Annotated in this window: 21 protein-coding genes; 6 read left to right on the top strand and 15 right to left on the bottom strand. The window is 46.9% G+C overall.

The features are described from left to right. Positions 1 to 19: 19 nt before the first annotated feature. The 5 genes from murC to KNO85_RS04325 form a co-directional block, all read right to left on the bottom strand. Entirely contained in the window at positions 20 to 1,327 is a 1,308-nt protein-coding gene (gene murC, locus KNO85_RS04345; RefSeq protein ID WP_214787253.1) for a UDP-N-acetylmuramate--L-alanine ligase, read from the bottom strand. 85 nt (positions 1,328 to 1,412) lie between these two features. Beyond that, positions 1,413 to 2,120 (bottom strand): hypothetical protein, encoded by a 708-nt coding sequence (locus KNO85_RS04340; RefSeq protein ID WP_214787251.1) that lies wholly within the window; start codon positions 2,118 to 2,120, stop codon positions 1,413 to 1,415. A gap of 54 nt (positions 2,121 to 2,174) precedes the next feature. Continuing rightward, complete coding sequence (ytpR, locus tag KNO85_RS04335; protein ID WP_214789802.1) at positions 2,175 to 2,789, bottom strand: YtpR family tRNA-binding protein; 615 nt, start codon at positions 2,787 to 2,789, stop codon at positions 2,175 to 2,177. A gap of 54 nt (positions 2,790 to 2,843) precedes the next feature. Further along, entirely contained in the window at positions 2,844 to 3,638 is a 795-nt protein-coding gene (locus KNO85_RS04330; RefSeq protein WP_214787249.1) for a DUF1444 family protein, read from the bottom strand. Positions 3,639 to 3,643: 5 nt separating this feature from the next. Continuing rightward, positions 3,644 to 3,955, bottom strand: a complete 312-nt coding sequence (locus KNO85_RS04325) for a thioredoxin family protein (RefSeq protein ID WP_214787247.1) — start codon at positions 3,953 to 3,955, stop codon at positions 3,644 to 3,646. Positions 3,956 to 4,071: 116 nt separating this feature from the next. Between KNO85_RS04325 and KNO85_RS04320 the strand changes: the two genes are divergently transcribed. Next, positions 4,072 to 4,404 carry a hypothetical protein gene (locus KNO85_RS04320; protein ID WP_214787245.1) on the top strand — a complete coding sequence of 111 codons (333 nt, stop codon included), beginning with the start codon at positions 4,072 to 4,074 and terminating at the stop codon, positions 4,402 to 4,404. Between the two features lie 38 nt (positions 4,405 to 4,442). On the opposite strand, the gene KNO85_RS04315 is transcribed toward KNO85_RS04320, so the two are convergent. Together KNO85_RS04315 and KNO85_RS04310 are read right to left on the bottom strand one after the other, a co-directional pair. Next, on the bottom strand, positions 4,443 to 5,459 hold the full coding sequence (locus KNO85_RS04315; protein WP_214787242.1) for a PTS sugar transporter subunit IIC: 1,017 nt from the start codon (positions 5,457 to 5,459) through the stop codon (positions 4,443 to 4,445). A gap of 152 nt (positions 5,460 to 5,611) precedes the next feature. Next, positions 5,612 to 6,685, bottom strand: a complete 1,074-nt coding sequence (locus KNO85_RS04310; RefSeq protein WP_214787240.1) for a M42 family metallopeptidase — start codon at positions 6,683 to 6,685, stop codon at positions 5,612 to 5,614. 138 nt (positions 6,686 to 6,823) lie between these two features. Here KNO85_RS04310 and KNO85_RS04305 point away from each other — a divergent pair, with 138 nt between their 5' ends. From KNO85_RS04305 to dhaM, 4 genes are all read left to right on the top strand, one after another. Beyond that, the gene (locus KNO85_RS04305) at positions 6,824 to 7,126 is read left to right on the top strand and encodes a PepSY domain-containing protein (protein ID WP_012726763.1); all 303 of its coding nucleotides are present in this window, start codon (positions 6,824 to 6,826) and stop codon (positions 7,124 to 7,126) included. A gap of 102 nt (positions 7,127 to 7,228) precedes the next feature. Next, complete coding sequence (dhaK, locus tag KNO85_RS04300) at positions 7,229 to 8,206, top strand: dihydroxyacetone kinase subunit DhaK (protein WP_214787238.1); 978 nt, start codon at positions 7,229 to 7,231, stop codon at positions 8,204 to 8,206. Positions 8,207 to 8,225: 19 nt separating this feature from the next. Continuing rightward, complete coding sequence (gene dhaL / locus KNO85_RS04295) at positions 8,226 to 8,816, top strand: dihydroxyacetone kinase subunit DhaL (protein WP_214746384.1); 591 nt, start codon at positions 8,226 to 8,228, stop codon at positions 8,814 to 8,816. Positions 8,817 to 8,826: 10 nt separating this feature from the next. Beyond that, positions 8,827 to 9,177: a dihydroxyacetone kinase phosphoryl donor subunit DhaM gene (gene dhaM / locus KNO85_RS04290; RefSeq protein WP_256441814.1), complete on the top strand. Its 351-nt coding sequence runs from the start codon at positions 8,827 to 8,829 to the stop codon at positions 9,175 to 9,177. A 39-nt stretch (positions 9,178 to 9,216) separates the two neighbouring features. Here dhaM and KNO85_RS04285 read toward each other — a convergent pair whose 3' ends face one another. Then, positions 9,217 to 9,726, bottom strand: coding sequence for a hypothetical protein (locus tag KNO85_RS04285; RefSeq protein ID WP_251126055.1), 510 nt, complete (start codon positions 9,724 to 9,726; stop codon positions 9,217 to 9,219). Positions 9,727 to 9,831: 105 nt separating this feature from the next. After that, positions 9,832 to 10,479, bottom strand: coding sequence for a tRNA (guanosine(46)-N7)-methyltransferase TrmB (gene trmB / locus KNO85_RS04280; protein ID WP_214787236.1), 648 nt, complete (start codon positions 10,477 to 10,479; stop codon positions 9,832 to 9,834). A gap of 138 nt (positions 10,480 to 10,617) precedes the next feature. Between trmB and KNO85_RS15015 the strand changes: the two genes are divergently transcribed. Next, complete coding sequence (locus KNO85_RS15015; protein WP_012726769.1) at positions 10,618 to 10,728, top strand: hypothetical protein; 111 nt, start codon at positions 10,618 to 10,620, stop codon at positions 10,726 to 10,728. Between the two features lie 36 nt (positions 10,729 to 10,764). Here the strand turns inward: KNO85_RS15015 and KNO85_RS04275 are convergent, their stop codons facing one another. Genes KNO85_RS04275 through pepV form a run of 6 tightly spaced genes read right to left on the bottom strand, consistent with a single transcriptional unit; the run spans position 10,765 to position 17,784 of the window. Next, positions 10,765 to 11,559, bottom strand: a complete 795-nt coding sequence (locus KNO85_RS04275) for a phosphotransferase family protein (RefSeq protein WP_214789798.1) — start codon at positions 11,557 to 11,559, stop codon at positions 10,765 to 10,767. Positions 11,560 to 11,609: 50 nt separating this feature from the next. Further along, positions 11,610 to 13,775, bottom strand: coding sequence for a type I pullulanase (pulA, locus tag KNO85_RS04270; RefSeq protein WP_214787234.1), 2,166 nt, complete (start codon positions 13,773 to 13,775; stop codon positions 11,610 to 11,612). 19 nt (positions 13,776 to 13,794) lie between these two features. Further along, positions 13,795 to 14,634 (bottom strand): NERD domain-containing protein, encoded by an 840-nt coding sequence (locus tag KNO85_RS04265; protein WP_214787232.1) that lies wholly within the window; start codon positions 14,632 to 14,634, stop codon positions 13,795 to 13,797. Next, positions 14,604 to 15,179 (bottom strand): RNA 2',3'-cyclic phosphodiesterase, encoded by a 576-nt coding sequence (gene thpR, locus KNO85_RS04260; RefSeq protein ID WP_214787230.1) that lies wholly within the window; start codon positions 15,177 to 15,179, stop codon positions 14,604 to 14,606. Before thpR ends, KNO85_RS04265 begins: the two co-directional genes overlap by 31 nt. A 5-nt stretch (positions 15,180 to 15,184) precedes the next feature. Further along, positions 15,185 to 16,336 carry an MFS transporter gene (locus KNO85_RS04255; protein ID WP_214787228.1) on the bottom strand — a complete coding sequence of 384 codons (1,152 nt, stop codon included), beginning with the start codon at positions 16,334 to 16,336 and terminating at the stop codon, positions 15,185 to 15,187. Positions 16,337 to 16,395: 59 nt separating this feature from the next. Next, a complete protein-coding gene (pepV, locus tag KNO85_RS04250; protein ID WP_371816646.1) occupies positions 16,396 to 17,784 on the bottom strand; it encodes a dipeptidase PepV in 1,389 nt (462 codons plus the stop codon). Positions 17,785 to 17,788: the final 4 nt, after the last annotated feature.

Below are 17,788 nucleotides of genomic sequence, written 5' to 3'. Positions count from 1 at the left end.
CATTCGTCCCTCCCCTGTCTTATGCTTCAAGTTTTACGATTTCTTCATATTCACGTTGATACGTTTGGATATCACCCGCACCCATGAACAAAAGTACTGCCTTGTCATGGTTACGTAAGACACTTGTGCCACCACGTTTCAAAATATGTGCACCGTCGATTCGTGACTGAAGGTCCTCGATTGTGACAGTCCCTTCTTGTTCACGTGCTGAACCGAAAATATCACAAAGATAGACCGTGTCTGCTTCAGCCAATGCCGTTGCAAAGTCATCCATGAATGATTTTAGACGTGTGTACGTATGCGGTTGGAAAATCGCAACAACTTCCCGCTCTCCATACTTCTTCCGAGCCGCTTCGACCGTTGCACTAATCTCACGTGGATGGTGTGCATAATCGTCAACGAGTACTTGATTGTTAAGCGTTGATTCACTAAAACGACGCTTCACCCCGTTGAATGATGCAAGACGTTCTTTTACCAACTCTTTTGGTAAGTTCTCATAATCACACGTAGCGATTACAGCAAGAGCGTTCAACACGCTATGGTCGCCGTATCCAGGAATGCGGAATGTTCCATAGAAATCGTCACGTAAGAAGACGTCAAACGTCGTTCCGTTTTCTGTCGACGTAACGTTTTCCGCACGAAAATCGTTATGCGTTCCGAATCCATAATAGACGAGTGGAACGTTCGCTTGAATGTGCTGAAGGTTTTCATCATCGCCACAGGCAATGATACCTTTCTTCACTTGCTTCGCCATCTCCTGGAACGCATCAATGACATCGTCTAGACCAGAGAAATAGTCTGAATGGTCGAAGTCGATATTCGTCATGATGGCATAGTCTGGACTGTAATATAAGAAGTGACGCTTATATTCGCAAGCCTCGAAGACAAAGTTCTTCGAATCAGCGACACCTTCACCTGTCCCATCACCGATCAAGAATGATGTCGGCTCGATTCCACGCATGACGTGTGCAAGCAACCCAGTTGTCGATGTTTTACCGTGTGACCCCGTAATGGCGACACTTGTGTAATGGTTTGCGAGCTCACCTAAAAACTCGTAGTACTTATAAATCGTTAATCCAAGTTCACGCGCGCGTACGATTTCTGGATGATCGTCGCTGAACGCGTTTCCTTGTACGACGATTTGATCTTCAGAAATATTTTCAGGGTCGAATGGCAAAATTTCAATCCCTTTGCGTTTCAATGCTTCTTCTGTAAAAAATGCTTTTTCAACGTCCGATCCACGGACCTCATTATTCATATCAAATAAAATTTGAGCTAAAGGACTCATGCCCGTTCCTTTAATTCCGACGAAGTGATAACGGTTCATCTGTAAATAGCCCCCCTAATTCATTGCGGCTCGTCAAAATGCGACAAACCTTTGTCATTATAGCAAAACTCACTGAGTCGTGCTATTACAGATTATTGTTTTTTTGTGCAAGTCGTCGGCTACGGTACATCGCCATGCGATCTTTTGGCGTCATCATCACGTTTACAGGCGGTTGATCGGCTTTAAACGAAACGTGAACAGCCGGTGTCAAATCGGTGTCAACCGGTAATTCTTGTTGTTCAGATGGCGTTTGTAATTTTTCTGCAATCTGCTCAATCGATTCCCCGATTTGTTCTACAGACCCGTCGATGTCTAAATCTTCACCTGGCGCTGCATGTTGATGAACTTCCACGACTTCTTCTTTTTTCGATCCGGAGAGATCCGTCGATTGCATAAAGACGGACGAAAAACCGTTATCTAGAATCGAAACCTGACCGAGAATTGATTTTTCTTCTTCGATTGTTTCCTCGGAAATTTCTTCGACATGTTCGTCCTCTACTCCAGGAATAGGGCTCGATTCGTTCTCATCCTCTTGAAGTGACTCTTCTGTCAAGACCACTTCAGGCTCTGTGCTCATTTCGAACGGTTCTCTCGTTTCAGGAGAATGCTCGACCGGTAGTACAATCTTCGGTTTTGGACGAGCATATCCGTAAATCGGTGAAGGGACATCAGTCGGGATGAATTCATCTGTGATATCTACCTTCGGGGGTGGTGAGACCGTCTGTCCTTCTCTTGAAAGCTCTCGTTTGATTCGATCTGCTTGTTGTTTCAGTGAACGTTCATATGCATCCATACTTGATTCCTCGCTTTTTCACTCAATCCATATTTAACAAAAAATCGGTCGAGTTTAGCGACCGATTTCAAATGCTGTACCTACTTCATATTCGTTATCTAATACTAAAATTCCTTTTTCTTGCGGGGCATTCGGAAGATTTAATTCACTCGCCGAACAAATCATGCCATGCGAGCTCTCCCCACGAAGTGCGGACGGACGAATAATCAAACCGGTCGGCATAACCGCTCCTGGTTTTGCTACGACTACCTTTTGTCCCGTCGCCACGTTTGGTGCTCCACACACGATTTGAACTGTGCCTTGGTCGATTTGAACTTGGCAAACCGACAACTTGTCAGCATCCGGATGTTTTTCCGCACTTTCGACATACCCAACGACAAACTTCGGTGTCACATCTACCCATGAGAAGTCTTCTTCAATTCCATGTTTTTTCAAAACAGTTCGAATCTGTTCAACCAATTCTGTTGTCAAATCAACTGGTCCGTTCCAACCTGTGACGTCAAAGTGCTCACTTGCTTGGAACAAGTTGTATCCGTTGACGCTTCCGTCTTCAGACTTGACGATGGCCACGTCACCTGTCCGCTCTACAGATTGATGGTGACGTTCTCCCTCTTTTAATAACACCATGAGTACATCGCCGATTCCTTCTTGGTTATAAAACACATTCATTTGCATACGTTCCTACGTCCCTTCTTTCAAACTCATCTCACTTATTTTATCAGATTATGTGTTCGATGGCGGGGTCTTTTTTCCGACAATAAAAATCGGTTCAAGTTGCCCTGCCTCATAATGAAAGGCGAGTGCAGTCACCGGGACACGACCATTCGTAAAGAAATCAAACATCAATTGTTGCATCGCATCATAGCCTTGGTCGTTTCGGATATCAGCGATAATCATGACATCCTGATGCGGAACACCGACGAGCATGTCCCCTTCGACTCGACGCTCCATCATTCGAAGAAAGTCATCATTTAAGATACGCGACGCCTCATAGCCGTCTCGCGTCGACAAAAAGTAAAACGGGTTTCCGGCAACCTCATCTTGCTTCATCTCGGTCGGGAGTTTTTTGACATTCTCACGAGCGATGCGCTCAATCGTCTCAAGGTTCAGCTCACCTGATACATGTTTTTCCTCGATTAAACGATAACCATTTCCACGATCTAATGCATAAAAGATGGCCGTTTCCGCCGTATGAGGAGTAAAAATAAGCGGTTCACCGCTTTTCGTCGTTTTAGCAAACGAGTTCGAACGAATGACTGGATAGATCGCATCTAACTTTCCGGCGAGTGAAATATCATCATCTGCCTTCATTGCCGACTCGATGTACTCGATTACTTCATCGACAGCCACTTTGCCTCGCGTTTTCGCTTTTGCGACAATCGGCGCGAGACGAATATTCACACCGAAACGGTCTGATTTTCGTTCGACGCGCAACACCTCATTCTCACGGTCGTATGATGTGCGATAATCCTCTTTAAAATTCGCCTCTAAATAGCGTCTCAATTCATTCCGTTCCATAAAGGTCACCCTAATCCGTTCAAAAAGGCTTCGACCTGTTCTGGTGTTTTGCGTTCACGACCGACGTACCGATCAATTTCTTTACCGTTTTCAAATGCGACAAAGCTTGGGATTCCGAAAATATCAAGATCTTGCGCGAGTTCCATAAACTCGTCACGATCGACGTAATAAAACGTCCAGTCTTCAAATTTCTGTTCGATTTCTGGCATGAACGGGTCGAGGAAACGGCAATCCCCACACCATGTTGCCGAGAACATGAAAATACTTTTCGCTTCTTTCGCTTCCATATATTCTGTCGTTGTTGATAGTTGTTTCATGATTGACCACTCCTGTTCGTTTTTTCCTCACTTATAATAGCATAAGTCTAGTCACACATTCTGCTCTGCTGTTTGTTATAATCAAAGCCGAAACTAGTTGAAACAGGTGAAACCAAATGAAATTGACACGAGAAAAATTAAACCCTGAAATGAAACATCCGCTCGAACAGATGGTAGGCGTTTTCGGTATGCTCGCCATTTTGCGCTATGGATATTTGTTTATTGATACGGATAAGACGAGACTTGAAATTTTGATTTGGCTTGTTGTCGGCTTTGCCGTCATTTATGTTCTCGAGAAGTGGCTCAAGCAACTAGCTCGACACTTACCGATTGTACGAAAACGATATTTAATCCCAATCTACGTGATTGTTCTCTTACTGTTCCTCATTAGCTTCCGTGTGCCCCGCGAAACGGTAGATTCCGTCAAAGTATTTTTCGGAATCGGATGACAACGAAAGAGCGCCGTTTTCTACAAACGGCGCTCTTTTTAATAGTCAATTTTCATGTCATTCGGCTGAATTCGCCCAGTCCTTGTCAATACAGCATAGACCGCATAACTTAACAAAGCAGGTCCGATGATCAAGAACCCGAGGACAACCATGAGTGTATACCAACTAAAGCCCATCGTTTCAAGCATCACAATCGGACCGACAAGTCCGCTCGTTCCCATCCCTGCACCAGCTGCCACACTTTCTAGGTTAAACAATAAAATGGCAATAGGTGCTAAAACCGCTCCAGCCAGCGTTGGCGGTAAAAGAATCCACGGATTTTTCACGATATTCCCGACTTGAAGCATCGATGTGCCAATACCTTGGGCAATCGCCCCACCGACTCCGTTATCACGATAACTCGTAATCGCAAATCCAATCATCTGAGCCGCACATCCGACCGTCGCGGCACCAGCCGCAATACCGTTCAATCCAAGCATTAAAGCGATGGCAGCACTTGAAATCGGTGCGGTCAATGCCAACCCCATGAGTGTCGCCACGACGACTCCCATGAACAACGGTTGTTGCTCAGTCCCCCATTCAATCCAACTGCCGAGCTGCGTCATGAACAACCCGACATATTTTCCGATATATGTGGCGGTAAAGAAACCGACTGCGATTGTCGTAAATGGCGTCACCAAGATATCAAGCTTCGTCGATTTCGACACAAGTTTTGATACCTCCACTGCTAAAAGTGTGGCAACGTAACTTCCAGCAGGTCCAAACTCATATCCAAACGTGCCGACAACGAGTGCAGAAAACAAAATAAGAGGCGGTGCCTCAAGAGCGTACGCAATCGCAATCCCGATGGCAGGACCCGTCAGGCTCATCGCGACTTCTCCAATTTGAATGAGCGTGCCGCTTACTCCGGCGAGCGCCGTCCTGTCAAGTTGTCCACCAATCGTTTTCATAATCAGACCAATAATCAACGTGCTGAACAATCCTAGCGCCATATAACTAAGAGCCGTCACGAAATAAACAGACGGGCTAAGTGAGATTCCTTTTTTCTTAAACATGTCATATCCTCCCTACATTGATACAGGTGTCTTGTCATCAGTAAATAACGTGTATAAACACCTCTATCAGTATAAGGCGTTTTCTTGAAATAGCAAGAACAACTACACAAAAAACCGTCCACTCATGACCATGAGTGAACGGCACGTTCAAATTATCGGGAAGGACGAAGCGTTTCGAGCGTCGAACGGTCAAGTCGTTTGACCAACGCTTTGAGTAACGCTTTCGCCGCATCGTAATCGTCTGTATGAAGAATGGAAGCATGTGTATGAATGTAACGTGATGCGACACCGATGACGGCAGTCGGAACACCTTCACCGCTCATATGCACACGCCCTGCATCCGTACCACCTGGCGAGACGAAGTATTGAGTTTTAATATTTTCGTCAGAAGCCGTGTCGAGCAAGAAGTCACGCATCTCAGGCGACATGACCATGACCCGATCTAAAATTCGAATCAATGCACCCTCACCGAGCTGTCCAAATTCCGTCTTGCTTCCTGAAGCGTCGTTCGCTGGTGAAGCATCGAGAACGAGTGCAACATCTGGTTGAATCAATTCAGATGCCGTCTGCGCTCCACGCAATCCGACTTCTTCTTGTACTGTGGCGCCCGAGAATAAAATGTTCGGATGGTCCGCTTTAGTCGTCTCTTCTAACAATTCGACAGCAAGACCGACCCCGTAACGGTTGTCCCATGCTTTCGCCATAATCTTTTTCGGGTGGTGAAGTGGTGTGAATGCGCTCGATGGTACCGCAGGAACTCCTGGACGCACTCCCCATGATTCCGCCTCTTCTTTTGAATCGGCTCCGATATCGATGAACATTTGTTTGATGTCCATCGGTTTACTCATCGCATCTGATCCGAGTAAGTGAGGCGGTGTCGAAGCGACGACGCCTGGAATTTTCCCGTTCGATGTGATGATGTCAAAGCGTTGTGCCATGAGCACTTGGCTCCACCAGCCGCCGAGCGGTTGTATGTATAGCATTCCGTTTTCCGTGATACGCGTCACCATGAAGGCAACCTCATCCATGTGACCAGCTACCATTACTTTAGGTCCCGCTTCGTCCCCGACACGTTTCCCAAAAATTGATCCGATGCCATCCGTGACGATTTCATCTGAATGTGGTTCGATTCGTCCACGAACGAACTGACGAACTTCTGACTCGAACCCAGGAGCTCCTGGTAGTTCTGTTAACGTCTTGAATAAATCTCTCGTCTTTTGATCCATCTTTTATCATCCCTTCTTAACCGTTCTTGTCTCATTATATACAAAAGTTTTGACAGGATGCGAATGCTTTTCATTCCATTCGGGTACAGGTTTTGGTACGATGTACATGATAGCCATAGTTCAAGGGGAGGTAGTCATATGAAAAAAAGGTATTGGTTTATTGGAATCGGGGTTGCCGTCATTGCCGCACTTATGACGAAAAAGGCTTTAGATGAACGTAGCTTATCTGCAGAAAACGCGTTGGAATATACAAAACGTGCTTTCTCAGCGAAAGGTCATGTCCAAGGGGCATGGATTTCGGCATCACCTGAGATTTACACGTACGACGGTCGTGAATACGATGTCTACAAAGGTGGAATCTCAGTTCTTGAGAACGATGAAGAGAAAACGTATGAGTTCACAGTCGACTCTGAGACTGGCGCTTTACTCGAATATGCATGACACGAAACCGACGAATGATTCGTCGGTTTTTTTGTTTAGTTACCGCGAAAGAGTGGAAAATTGAAATTGGTAGTTTTCAATTTAAAAAAGGAGTGATCTCGCGTGAAAAAGCTAATCGGTGAGGCAAGTGAACTCGTATCGCAAATGGTAGAAGGAATGGTCCATGCCCATCCTGAACTGTATGGTCGTGTTGAAGGTGTCAATGTCATCTGTCGGGCAAACGGAGCGAAATCTGGTAAGGTCGGCCTCGTCTCAGGTGGCGGTAGCGGACACGAACCCGCACACGCTGGCTATGTCGGAGACGGCATGCTCGATGCGGCAGTTTGCGGAGAAGTCTTTACATCCCCTACTCCAGATATGGTGCTTGAAGGAATCAAAGCAGCTGACGGTGGCAACGGGGTCTTGTTGATCGTGAAAAATTACTCGGGGGATGTTATGAACTTCGAACTCGCCGCTGAGCTGGCTGAAGGAGATGGAATCAAAGTCGACCATGTCGTCGTCGCTGATGATGTCGCGATTTCAAATAAGGAAGACCGTCGTGGTGTTGCCGGTACCGTCTTTGTTCATAAAATCGCAGGTGCCGCCGCCGCTAGCGGTAAATCACTCGAGGAAGTTAAATCGATTGCTGAAAAGGTCGCTTCACATGTCCGCTCGATGGGGATGGCGGTAGAGCCTTGCTATATGCCAGTGAGTGGAAAGCCTGGTTTCGACTTGAACGAGGAAGAGATGGAAATCGGGATCGGGATTCATGGGGAGCGCGGTGTCGAACGTAAACCGACGAGCGATGTCGACCAAATCGTCGATGATCTTCTCAGCCATTTGAAAAAAGAAGTTGAGCCTGGTGAAGTAGCCGTCATGGTAAATGGAATGGGCGGAACCCCACTATCTGAACTATACGTGACATACCATTTCGTCGCTCAAAAACTTGAAGCTGCAGGATATACGCTGAAACGGAAATATGTCGGTAACTATATGACATCACTCGAGATGCACGGATTCTCGATTACTCTATTACCGCTTGATGATGAGATGACCAGTTACCTAGATGCGCCATCGGAAGCACTTGGATTTAAACTTTGATGAATGAGGTGTTTGGTTTATGTTGACGATTGATCGGATGAAGCAAGCGTTACGCGACACGCAAGTTGGGATTGAAGACCAGAAAGACACGCTGACAGATTTAGACCGGGCCATCGGGGATGGAGATCACGGTATTAATATGTCGCGTGGTTTCGACGCGGTCTCTTCCATTTTAGATGAGGAGTATGACTCCCTTGGTGCCCTCAGTAAAAAAGTTGGTATGACACTTATGTCAAAAGTCGGCGGTGCGGCTGGTCCATTATATGGTTCTGCTTTCGTCAAGATGGCGACCAAGTTCGGGGATGCGACCGAAGCTGACTTTGACCTTCTCAAAGAAGCACTCCAAGAAGGTTCCAATTCGATTAAAGCGCGAGGAAAGTCAGAAGTCGGTCAAAAAACGATGGTCGATGTCTGGGACCCGTTCCTTGAACATGTAAAACAAGGGGACGACTACAAACAACAGTTAGACGAACTCGTTCAAAAAACGGAAGATATGGTGGCAACGAAAGGTCGGGCTTCTTATTTCGGTGAGAATTCGCGTGGAACGGTCGACCCGGGCGCACTATCCAGTTCGATTCTGTTAGCCGCGATTATGAAGGAGGTCGATTGACATCGTTGAATTGATTATCGTCTCGCATAGTGCAAAAATTGCGGAAGGTATCCAAGACCTCATGAAGGAGATGGCGCCATCCGTCCCCATTCATTTAGCTGGCGGTCTCGAAGACGGTTCGATTGGAACAGACGTCACCCGCATCTTAGCGGCACTCGACCAAGTCGAAGGGGAAGCGCTTCTTCTCAGCGATATCGGTTCGGCGACGATGAATGCCGAACTCGCCATCGATATGTACGAAGGAAGTAAAGAGGTCGCATTTTTCGACGGTCCGATTGTCGAAAGTGCCTTCATCGCTTCGGTCTCCTCAGGAAATGACATGTCTCTCACAGACATCGTCGAACAGTTGAAGCAACAGTGAAAAAGCACCCCGTTCAGGAGAACGGGGTGCTTTTATGTCTTAACGTGGGTTGTCATTCTTTTCATATACAGCGTTCATATATGAGCTTGTTGAATAGAAACGTGGTACGACCAAGAACAAAATGAGTGCTGGAATCGCAATCAATAGAAGCAATACCAATACCGGCAACCAGTAGACAATTTCATGACCGAGCATATCGATGTTCGCATCTGCGAATTCGGCTGCTCCTTCAACTTCTACGAGGTCTGCTGATGAGAGGATCTTGTTGTCTGTCGCATCAAAGTAATGGTACTCGGTTTTACGTGTGATGAAGATCCCATCACGAATCGTATCGAGTTCTACGACAGCCGCAATCACTTCGTTGCCATTTGAATGGCGAAGCGTCTCTTCTTTGATGATTTCAGCTGTTCCTTCTTTATAATCGTAATGCGTCGCTTTCAAATCCTCTTCGAGTGCGTCTAAGAACGCTTCGTTCGCTGAGGTATTCATTGGTGCGATTGTTAGAATGAAGATTACTGCAAGCAGGCTTGCCCATGCTTTTTTCAACATCCCCATGTTCCCCCTTCTCTTATTCCAGTTTAGCGTCATTCCTATTGTACCAAGAAGAAAGAAAAAAGTGTGAAGAAAATACTATTAAAATAAGAAAAAAGCGTGTCAATTTTTCGGACGGAATACAGCTTCCATTCGATAGATTGGCTGACCGAGTGCGCTAAAGCGCTCTTCATACTCTGTTCGAATATTATCTTCTGGTTCATTTTTATGCAAATCAAGTGAAATTTCTGTGAAGAACATCCCGTATTGGCTCATGCTTTGAAGAGAATATTCAAAGAGTCCGCGGTTGTCCGTCTTGAAATGAATCTCCCCTGCTTTCGGAAGAATCGCCTCATATGTCGCTAAAAATGTCTTATACGTCAAGCGACGTTTCGCATGGCGTGTCTTCGGCCATGGGTCTGAGAAGTTTAAGTATACGCGGTCGACTTCTCCTGCTTCGAAATAATCGACAAGTCGTTTCGCATCAACCGTCAACACTCTCACGTTCGGCATCGGTGTTTCGACGAGCTTTTGAACGATTGAGACGGCTACGCTTTCAAATAGTTCGATTGCGATAAAGTTCACGTCCGGATGTTGTTTCGCCATTCCTAAAATGAATTGGCCTTTCCCTGAACCGACTTCGATAAAGAGTGGGTGATCATTGCCAAACTCTTCGCCCCACTTCCCTTTCAGTTGTTCAGGATGTTGAATAAATACGTGTTCTTGGGCTTCCATATATTCTTTTGCCCAAGGCTTATGTCGTAAACGCATGAAAATCCTACCTTTCGTTCATCAAATGTTCAAGTTTAATGGGAATATGCACGTTACGTACGAGCAGTCCTCTTGCGATTATACACGAAATCATAGTTTAATGAACGTGAATCATCCTTCACAAGGAGGTTATATACGATGAGTACATTAGATCAATTCCTTATTTTTTATGCGGCTCCACTTACGTTTTTCGCAGGCGTCATCGCAACGTTCGTTTGGGCTTACTTCATGAATCCAGACGACATTTAAACACATTCAAAAAGGGGTGGCGCACAGCCATCCCTTTTAATTGATTCGTTCATACGCCTCGTCGATCAATTCGCGTAATACATGAAAACCTTCTGTTCGCGCTGCATCGTTCTGCTCCCCATAGATTGTTAAAATCGTCTGGGCAATCGCATACCAATGCATTCGATTATGAAGCTCACTCGAAACCTCAACTCCATAATGCGTGAACCAACGCTCCCATTCCGCTTCTTCGACATAGCTATAGACTACCATCGCCAAATCAAACGCACGGTCCGCGATGATGGCATCATCCCAATCCGTCAAATAGAGAAGACCGTTTTCATCTTCAATCCAATTGTTATGATTTAAATCAGAGTGACATACGACAAATTCCTGCTCGTCGACTTTCGGTAAATGGTGTTTTAACCATTGAATCGCTTCACCAATCGTCGGGTCCGTCTCATCTTGTTCATATGCCTCACACTGACGGAGCAATAGATGCGGCGTCATCGGTGTGTGATTTAATTGTTGTAACATGAATAATAGCTCTTTCGAATCATGAATCTTTCCGAGTTGTGCCGCGACATCTGGTCGCTTCATATCTTCTGGTGAAAGTTCGCGGCTCTCTATGAATTGTTGGGCACTTAATACGTCCCCGTTAAACATCCGCTTTGTCCAAAGAAGTTTCGGAACAATTCCTTCTGCTGAAAGAATCGCCAAGAATGGAGAAGAGTTCCGTTTCACAAAAATCTTCTGTTGGCGCGTCGTCGCTACATACGCTTCGCCCGTAATACCTCCGGCAGAAGCGACTGTCCACTCTTTACCGAGCGCACCGACTATATCTGAATACATATTCATCACGCTCAAATCTTACTTGAAATTAAAGAGATACAATCAACATCTTAACACGCGAGAATCGTCATTGACAACGACTCGGCTTGAATGTGTGACGGGTTTCTTTCGAGTGGAACGAGGCTGGCCGTTTTCCCTTGCACGTAAACGTTCCATTTCGCATCGCTCTCAAAGGATAGATTTTCAAACGTTCCATTCACATATACACGTACTCGCTGCCATGCATCATACGAGTGACTTGCCGTCAGTTCGTAAATAATGACGCCAGGCGGCGACGGTAGGAATGTGAAATGGTCGATGACCTCTTGACGAGAATCGTAGCGGAAACATGTATGCAGTCGTCGCAGTTTCAAAAGCGTCTTCACATACTCGATCTCATTCATTCGCGCATCGCGTAAATCCCAATCAAAGTGATTGATATGGTCTGGTGAGTTATAGCTATTCTCAACACCATGCTTTGTTCGACCGAACTCTTGACCCGCATGGATAAACGGGATTCCTTGGGACGTGATGACGACCGCATTGGCTAGTCGTTGCATCGCGAGGCGCGTTTCTTCATCAATTCCTTCGCAAGACAACTGTAATTTATCATAAATCGTGTAATTGTCATGTGCTTCGGCATAGTTGATGGAATAGGTCGGGCTCGGGAACCGTCCGACCGTCACGTTCGGGATATGGACGGCTCCGGTGAGGCACTCACGTAGTTCCCATTCTCGCCACTCATTTCCTGATATGAATCCGCGTTCCCGGTCATTGAAGGTCGAGCCTTTCAGGGCATCTCGAATCATATCGTTAAAGTGCCCGATTCGAGGCATTCGGGCAGCATTTTGTGAAGTCGCCTTTAACGACTGACCGAGCGGTGTCGCCAAGTCCCACCCTTCTCCATACACAAGGATAGAAGGGTCAACTTTATCGAGAGCGGCTCGTACTTGATTCATCGTCTCGACGTCATGGATGCCCATCAAGTCGAAACGGAATCCGTCCACTCGGTAAGTCGTCGCAAAATACGAAACGAAGTCGACAATCATCCGTCGCATCATATAACGTTCCGATGCCGTATCGTTCCCGACACCGGTCCCGTTCGCAACCGTCCCGTCATGCTCATAACGAAAATAATAATAAGGGACGAGCGCTTCGAGCGGTGAATGTTCGCGGATATAGATGTGATTCATCACGACGTCTGTTACGACGCGAAGACCTGCCTGATGAAGATCTGCGACAAGTGACGCGTATTCGAACACCCGACTCATCGGCACATCTGGACTCGAGGCGTAACTGCCTTCAAGACTGAACCAATGAATGGGATCGTACCCCCAGTTATATGGCATTCGTGTCGCTTCATCGACACTTCCAAAATCATGGACCGGCAATAACTGGACATGCGTCACACCGAGTTCTTTCAAATAATCAAGTCCGGCACTATGACCTTCCTTCGTCTGAACGCCTTTTTCCGTCACCCCTCCGTACAGACCTTTCAGTCTACTCTTCGACGAAGGATGGCTCGTAAAGTCCCGAATGTGCAGTTCATAGATGACGGCATCGGTCGCTTTCCAGAGAGCGGGACGCGGAGCCTGTTCGACTTGTTCATTCACAAATCGTTCCACGTCCATCAACACCCCGTACTCTCCGTTCAAGCTAACCGCTCTTGCATAAGGGTCAACGACTTGTCTCGTATCGACGGGCGTCTTGACTTCCAAACGATAAAGCATTCCTTCGAACGCTTTCGGTACTTCCCCATTCCACTCCCCACGAGAACCTCGATGCATATGGAATCGTTCAAGTTCACGATGGTTCGTGTCGTCATGGACGGTAATCCACATCGAGAGTGCGACTGGTGACCAGACCGTCACTTCCATCCCGTGCGGCGTAAAAGATACACCGAGTGGTCCGTCATAAGAGAACCGACGCTCGAACTCTTCGGAGCGCACAATCTCTCGTGGAACGATCACCGTCGTCTTTTGTCCTGGGTGGAACACCGTATACATCGTCTCTAGAGATATTGGTTCATATAATCGTAGAATTTGTTCGATCATCCCTGATTCAGTCACATGTTGTTGTTCGACCATGTAGTCGATCGGGCGTCCATTCTGTTCGATTTGTACTGGAACGGATTCATATTCGCGCACAATCTCAAGTTGTATAGTCTCAAATGATACGAAAGACGCGCTCTCAATGGTTATATGCGAGGCGGTCTTTTGATCTGGTGTGTGATGCATATGCGTCCCTTCCTCTCAATCATTGGTCCATAAATTGACGAAACGGCATCTTGGCAGTCACTTCTAATAATGTAGCGACATCGCGGATTTGCTGCGCTTTAACAATCGGCGCTCGTCCATTCACTTGTTTCATCCACTCTATATACTCATTTCGTCCCACATAATGCGTCGTTCGAACGCTCGGGACGTTATCAAAGTAACCATCTGCTGCAATGACGACCTTTTGGAGTACACCCGCATAGTTCGGTACAATTTGACGAACGAGTTCTTCAGTTCGTGTCAACGCGATGAGCGGGTTCACTACACGAGTATTTTCCCCTTTCAGCGGTTGATGAACCCACGTCTTCTCTTTCGATATGTGATAGATGCTTCGATCCCCCTCAAGCCACTCCACGATATAGAGATGCGTCGGACCGACGAGGACATGACTTAATTCAACGGTCGCACCGTTCCACTCAATGACAGGACGATAAAAGAAGAAGTGTCGTTCATTCCATTCGGAACGCATCACGCGATATGCAAAATCGCGAGTGAACGCCAAATGCGGTAAATCTGCCTCAAGCACCCCTTCGCAAGCAAACTGAAGCTTTTGAATGTGTCGGCGCTCTCGAAGTAGCTTTTGATATTGTGACTCGGCGAGCGGTTTCGGTTCTAGTTCAATCCGTTCCGACTTCGCCCAAAATTTCCACCACGGGCGGTCGATTTCAAGCACTTCGACCGGACTCAGTCGATTGTTTTCATGAAGACGCTGCAGACGAGCCGTATCGGATTCTACATATTCTAAATAACGATTATATTGGTCTAATACATCACGTTCATATTTTGAAATTACGTCAAAAATTTTAACCGGGATTGCCATATGTCCTCCTCTGGCCGTCTTAACGGAAATACTTCAACCGCCCGATAGGACGGTGTATGATTCGGCTGCACTTCATACAGAACGACCTCTTCTACCGATTCGGTTATGTTGAACTCGGGTGGAACGTAACCGATCCGTTCCCCTGTGTCCCACTTTTTAGCGAGTGTCACATGAGGGACAAACGCTTTTCGGTCCAGCCTTGGAATCAATTCGACGAGCTCTTGACGGAGCGCCACCGCCAATCGTTGAAGAGAATCTGACGCATCAGGTACAATCGTCAAGACACGTGGACGGTCCGCTCTTCCGAAATTGTCGATTGTGCGAAAGGTCAAGGTGAACGGCGGGATGTCCTGACAGATTCTTCGTGTGATTTCTTTCACTTCATCGAGTTCTTCTCCATCGATATCTCCTAAAAATTGAATCGTCAAATGGAACTCGTCGGGTCGATAAATCCGCCGATACGAGTAATACGGTAGGATGGCTTGTTGCACAGCGACGAGTTCAGTCGCCTCGATCGGAATCGCAATAAAATAATGCGTGCTCATCTCATTCATCCTTTCATAGCGCGACGTGACATACTAACCCAAATAAACGCCCCGATTGCGGTGACGACCGTATACATCCAAAATACACCTAAGATGTCATCAATCTCGATGATTTTACCACTCAACATGTTGAATCCTGCTGTCGCAAGTCCTGAAGTCAATGCCATATAGACGCCGATTGCCGTTGAAGAAACTTGGCGATCGACGAGTGTCCGGACGAATTGAAGCGCGACCGGGATTAAGAGTCCGACGACAAGTCCTTGTGCGATGGCGAGAAGCCAAACGACCCAAATCGGTGGTTCTAAAGCTAAGATTCCATTTCGCACGGCTGAGATGACTGCCGCCCCGACGAGTACAGGAACACTACCGAAGCGCTCTACAAGTTGTGACGCCACTTTCATAAATGGGATTTCAAACAATACCGCGACAAGAAATAATGTTCCGACCAATGTCGTCGAGCCCCCACTATTTGTCACGTACAGCCCAAAATAATAATTGTTCGCATAAATTGGTCCGAAGACGAGCATGCCCCCGAGCAGAAAGAATAAGAACGACCTGTTCCATACAGCCGTCCATGAGAGTGGGGCTAACGTGACGTCACGAATCGAGCTCTTTTCCGGAATCATTCGAACGAACACACTTCCGATGATCAGGAGAACCGCACTCAACACGAACGTACTGGCTAATCCCCACGTCGTGTCGGAAATCCGTCCCATCGCGAATACCGCAATGGCGAAACCTGCCGATCCGTATAGACGAATCGCACCGTAGTCAACTTTCGAACGTGCCGTAAAGTCAAGTGTCATCATATCGACGAGAGGAATGTGCGCGCATTGGAACACAGACCAAATCACCATGAGCACCACAATCCAAATATATGAGGTTGCCACTAAAAAGGTAAACGAAATGAGAGCGGCGCTTAACATCGCTAAAATGAGCCATGCCCGAACCCGCCCGGTCCGATCAGTCAACATTCCCCAAAGTGGTTGCACCCCAATCGATAGAATCGGAAGGATGGCTACAATAATCCCCACCTGACTCGGAGTGAGTCCAAATTGATCTTGCGAAAAATATAAAGTCATATAAGGGATCAATGCCCCTTGTGCGAAGAAAATGGTGACGTACACAGATTGAAACAATCTTTTTTGCGAATCCAATGATAACTTCCTTCCTAAAGGACAGAGAGCCGACTACATCAGTCAGCTCTCCTCATTTCTTATTTAGCGAGCTCGTAAATCGCTTCAGCATAAATGGCTGCCGCGCGTAATAAATCTTCTATCTCCATATATTCATCGACCTGATGCGCCACATCTTTAGCGCCTGGGAACAATGCACCAAACGCGACACCGGCTTCGAGCGAACGGGCATATGTCCCGCCACCGATTGCCATCAAGTTCGCATGTTCCCCCGTTTGACGTTCATACACACTAGCAAGCGTCTTCACGAGTGGATGATCTTCAGCCACGTGATGTGGTGGCATATGTTGACGCGTCTTCAATTCAAATCCGAACGACAATGCGATTTCACGTAAGTTTTGCAACCGTTCTTCGAACTTCGCCGTATACGGATAGCGAATGTTAACCGTAGCCGTGCGCTCGTCGTCATTGTAACGGAACACACCACCATTGATCGTCAAATCACCCGTCTCGTCACTCGCCTCAATCCCGAGCGAAATCCCACGAGAATCGGCAAATACGTGACGAACGAATTCAATATAGCGCTCCCCTTGAATATCAAGAGGAAGGTGCAACAAGAATCCAGCGAGGACATAGGCCGCATTGATCCCGTTGTCCGGTTCCATCGCGTGCGCCGCTTTCCCTTTCATGGTAAACGTATACGTTCCGCGGTCATATACACACGTCCCGTCCGCTTCATACTTTGCTAGATATGCCTCAAACTTCTCTTCAAGCACTTCGTCTGTCTTCAGTTCGGCTTTCGCAAAGTCAGGCACCATGTTCGGACGCTCCCCGCTCGTGAATGAGAGGAGATGATAAGCAGACTCTGGCGCACGTTGAATCGGTAGTTGCGTCAACACGCCGTCATATAGCCCTTTCTCCGCGTTAATGATTGGGAAGTCAGCGTCAGGTGCGAAGCCATATGTCGGCATCTGTTCTTGTTTAAAGTATTCGCGGACACAGCGCCATTCGCTCTCTTCGTCGCAACCCGCAATCAGGCGGACACGTTTCGAGAGCGGTAACCCGAGTTCTTTGACGATGCGTAAACCATAGTAAGCAGCCATCGATGGTCCTTTATCATCATTGCTTCCGCGAGCGACGATTTTTCCGTCTGTCGTAATCGTCGGATTGAACGCACCATACGTCCACCCTTCGCCTGCAGGAACGACGTCCAGGTGACATAAGATCCCGACGATTTCCTCACCATCCCCATATTCGAGGTGTCCTGCATATCCACCGACGTCTTTCGTTTTAAAGCCATCTCGCTCGCCAAGTTCAAACATGTAGTCGAGCGCTTTTCGGACCTCTGGCCCGAACGGCATGTTTGGTGCGGCATTTGATTCATCGAGCACGCTAGGGATTTGTAATAATCCTTTTAAATCCTCTAAAAATGCATCTTTACGATTGTCGACTTCCTGTCTCCAATTCATGTTC

It is taken from the genome of Exiguobacterium sp. s124, assembly GCF_018617485.1.
Classification (GTDB): Bacteria; Bacillota; Bacilli; order Exiguobacteriales; family Exiguobacteriaceae; genus Exiguobacterium; species Exiguobacterium aestuarii.
This window is presented reverse-complemented; position numbering and strand designations above follow the sequence as displayed.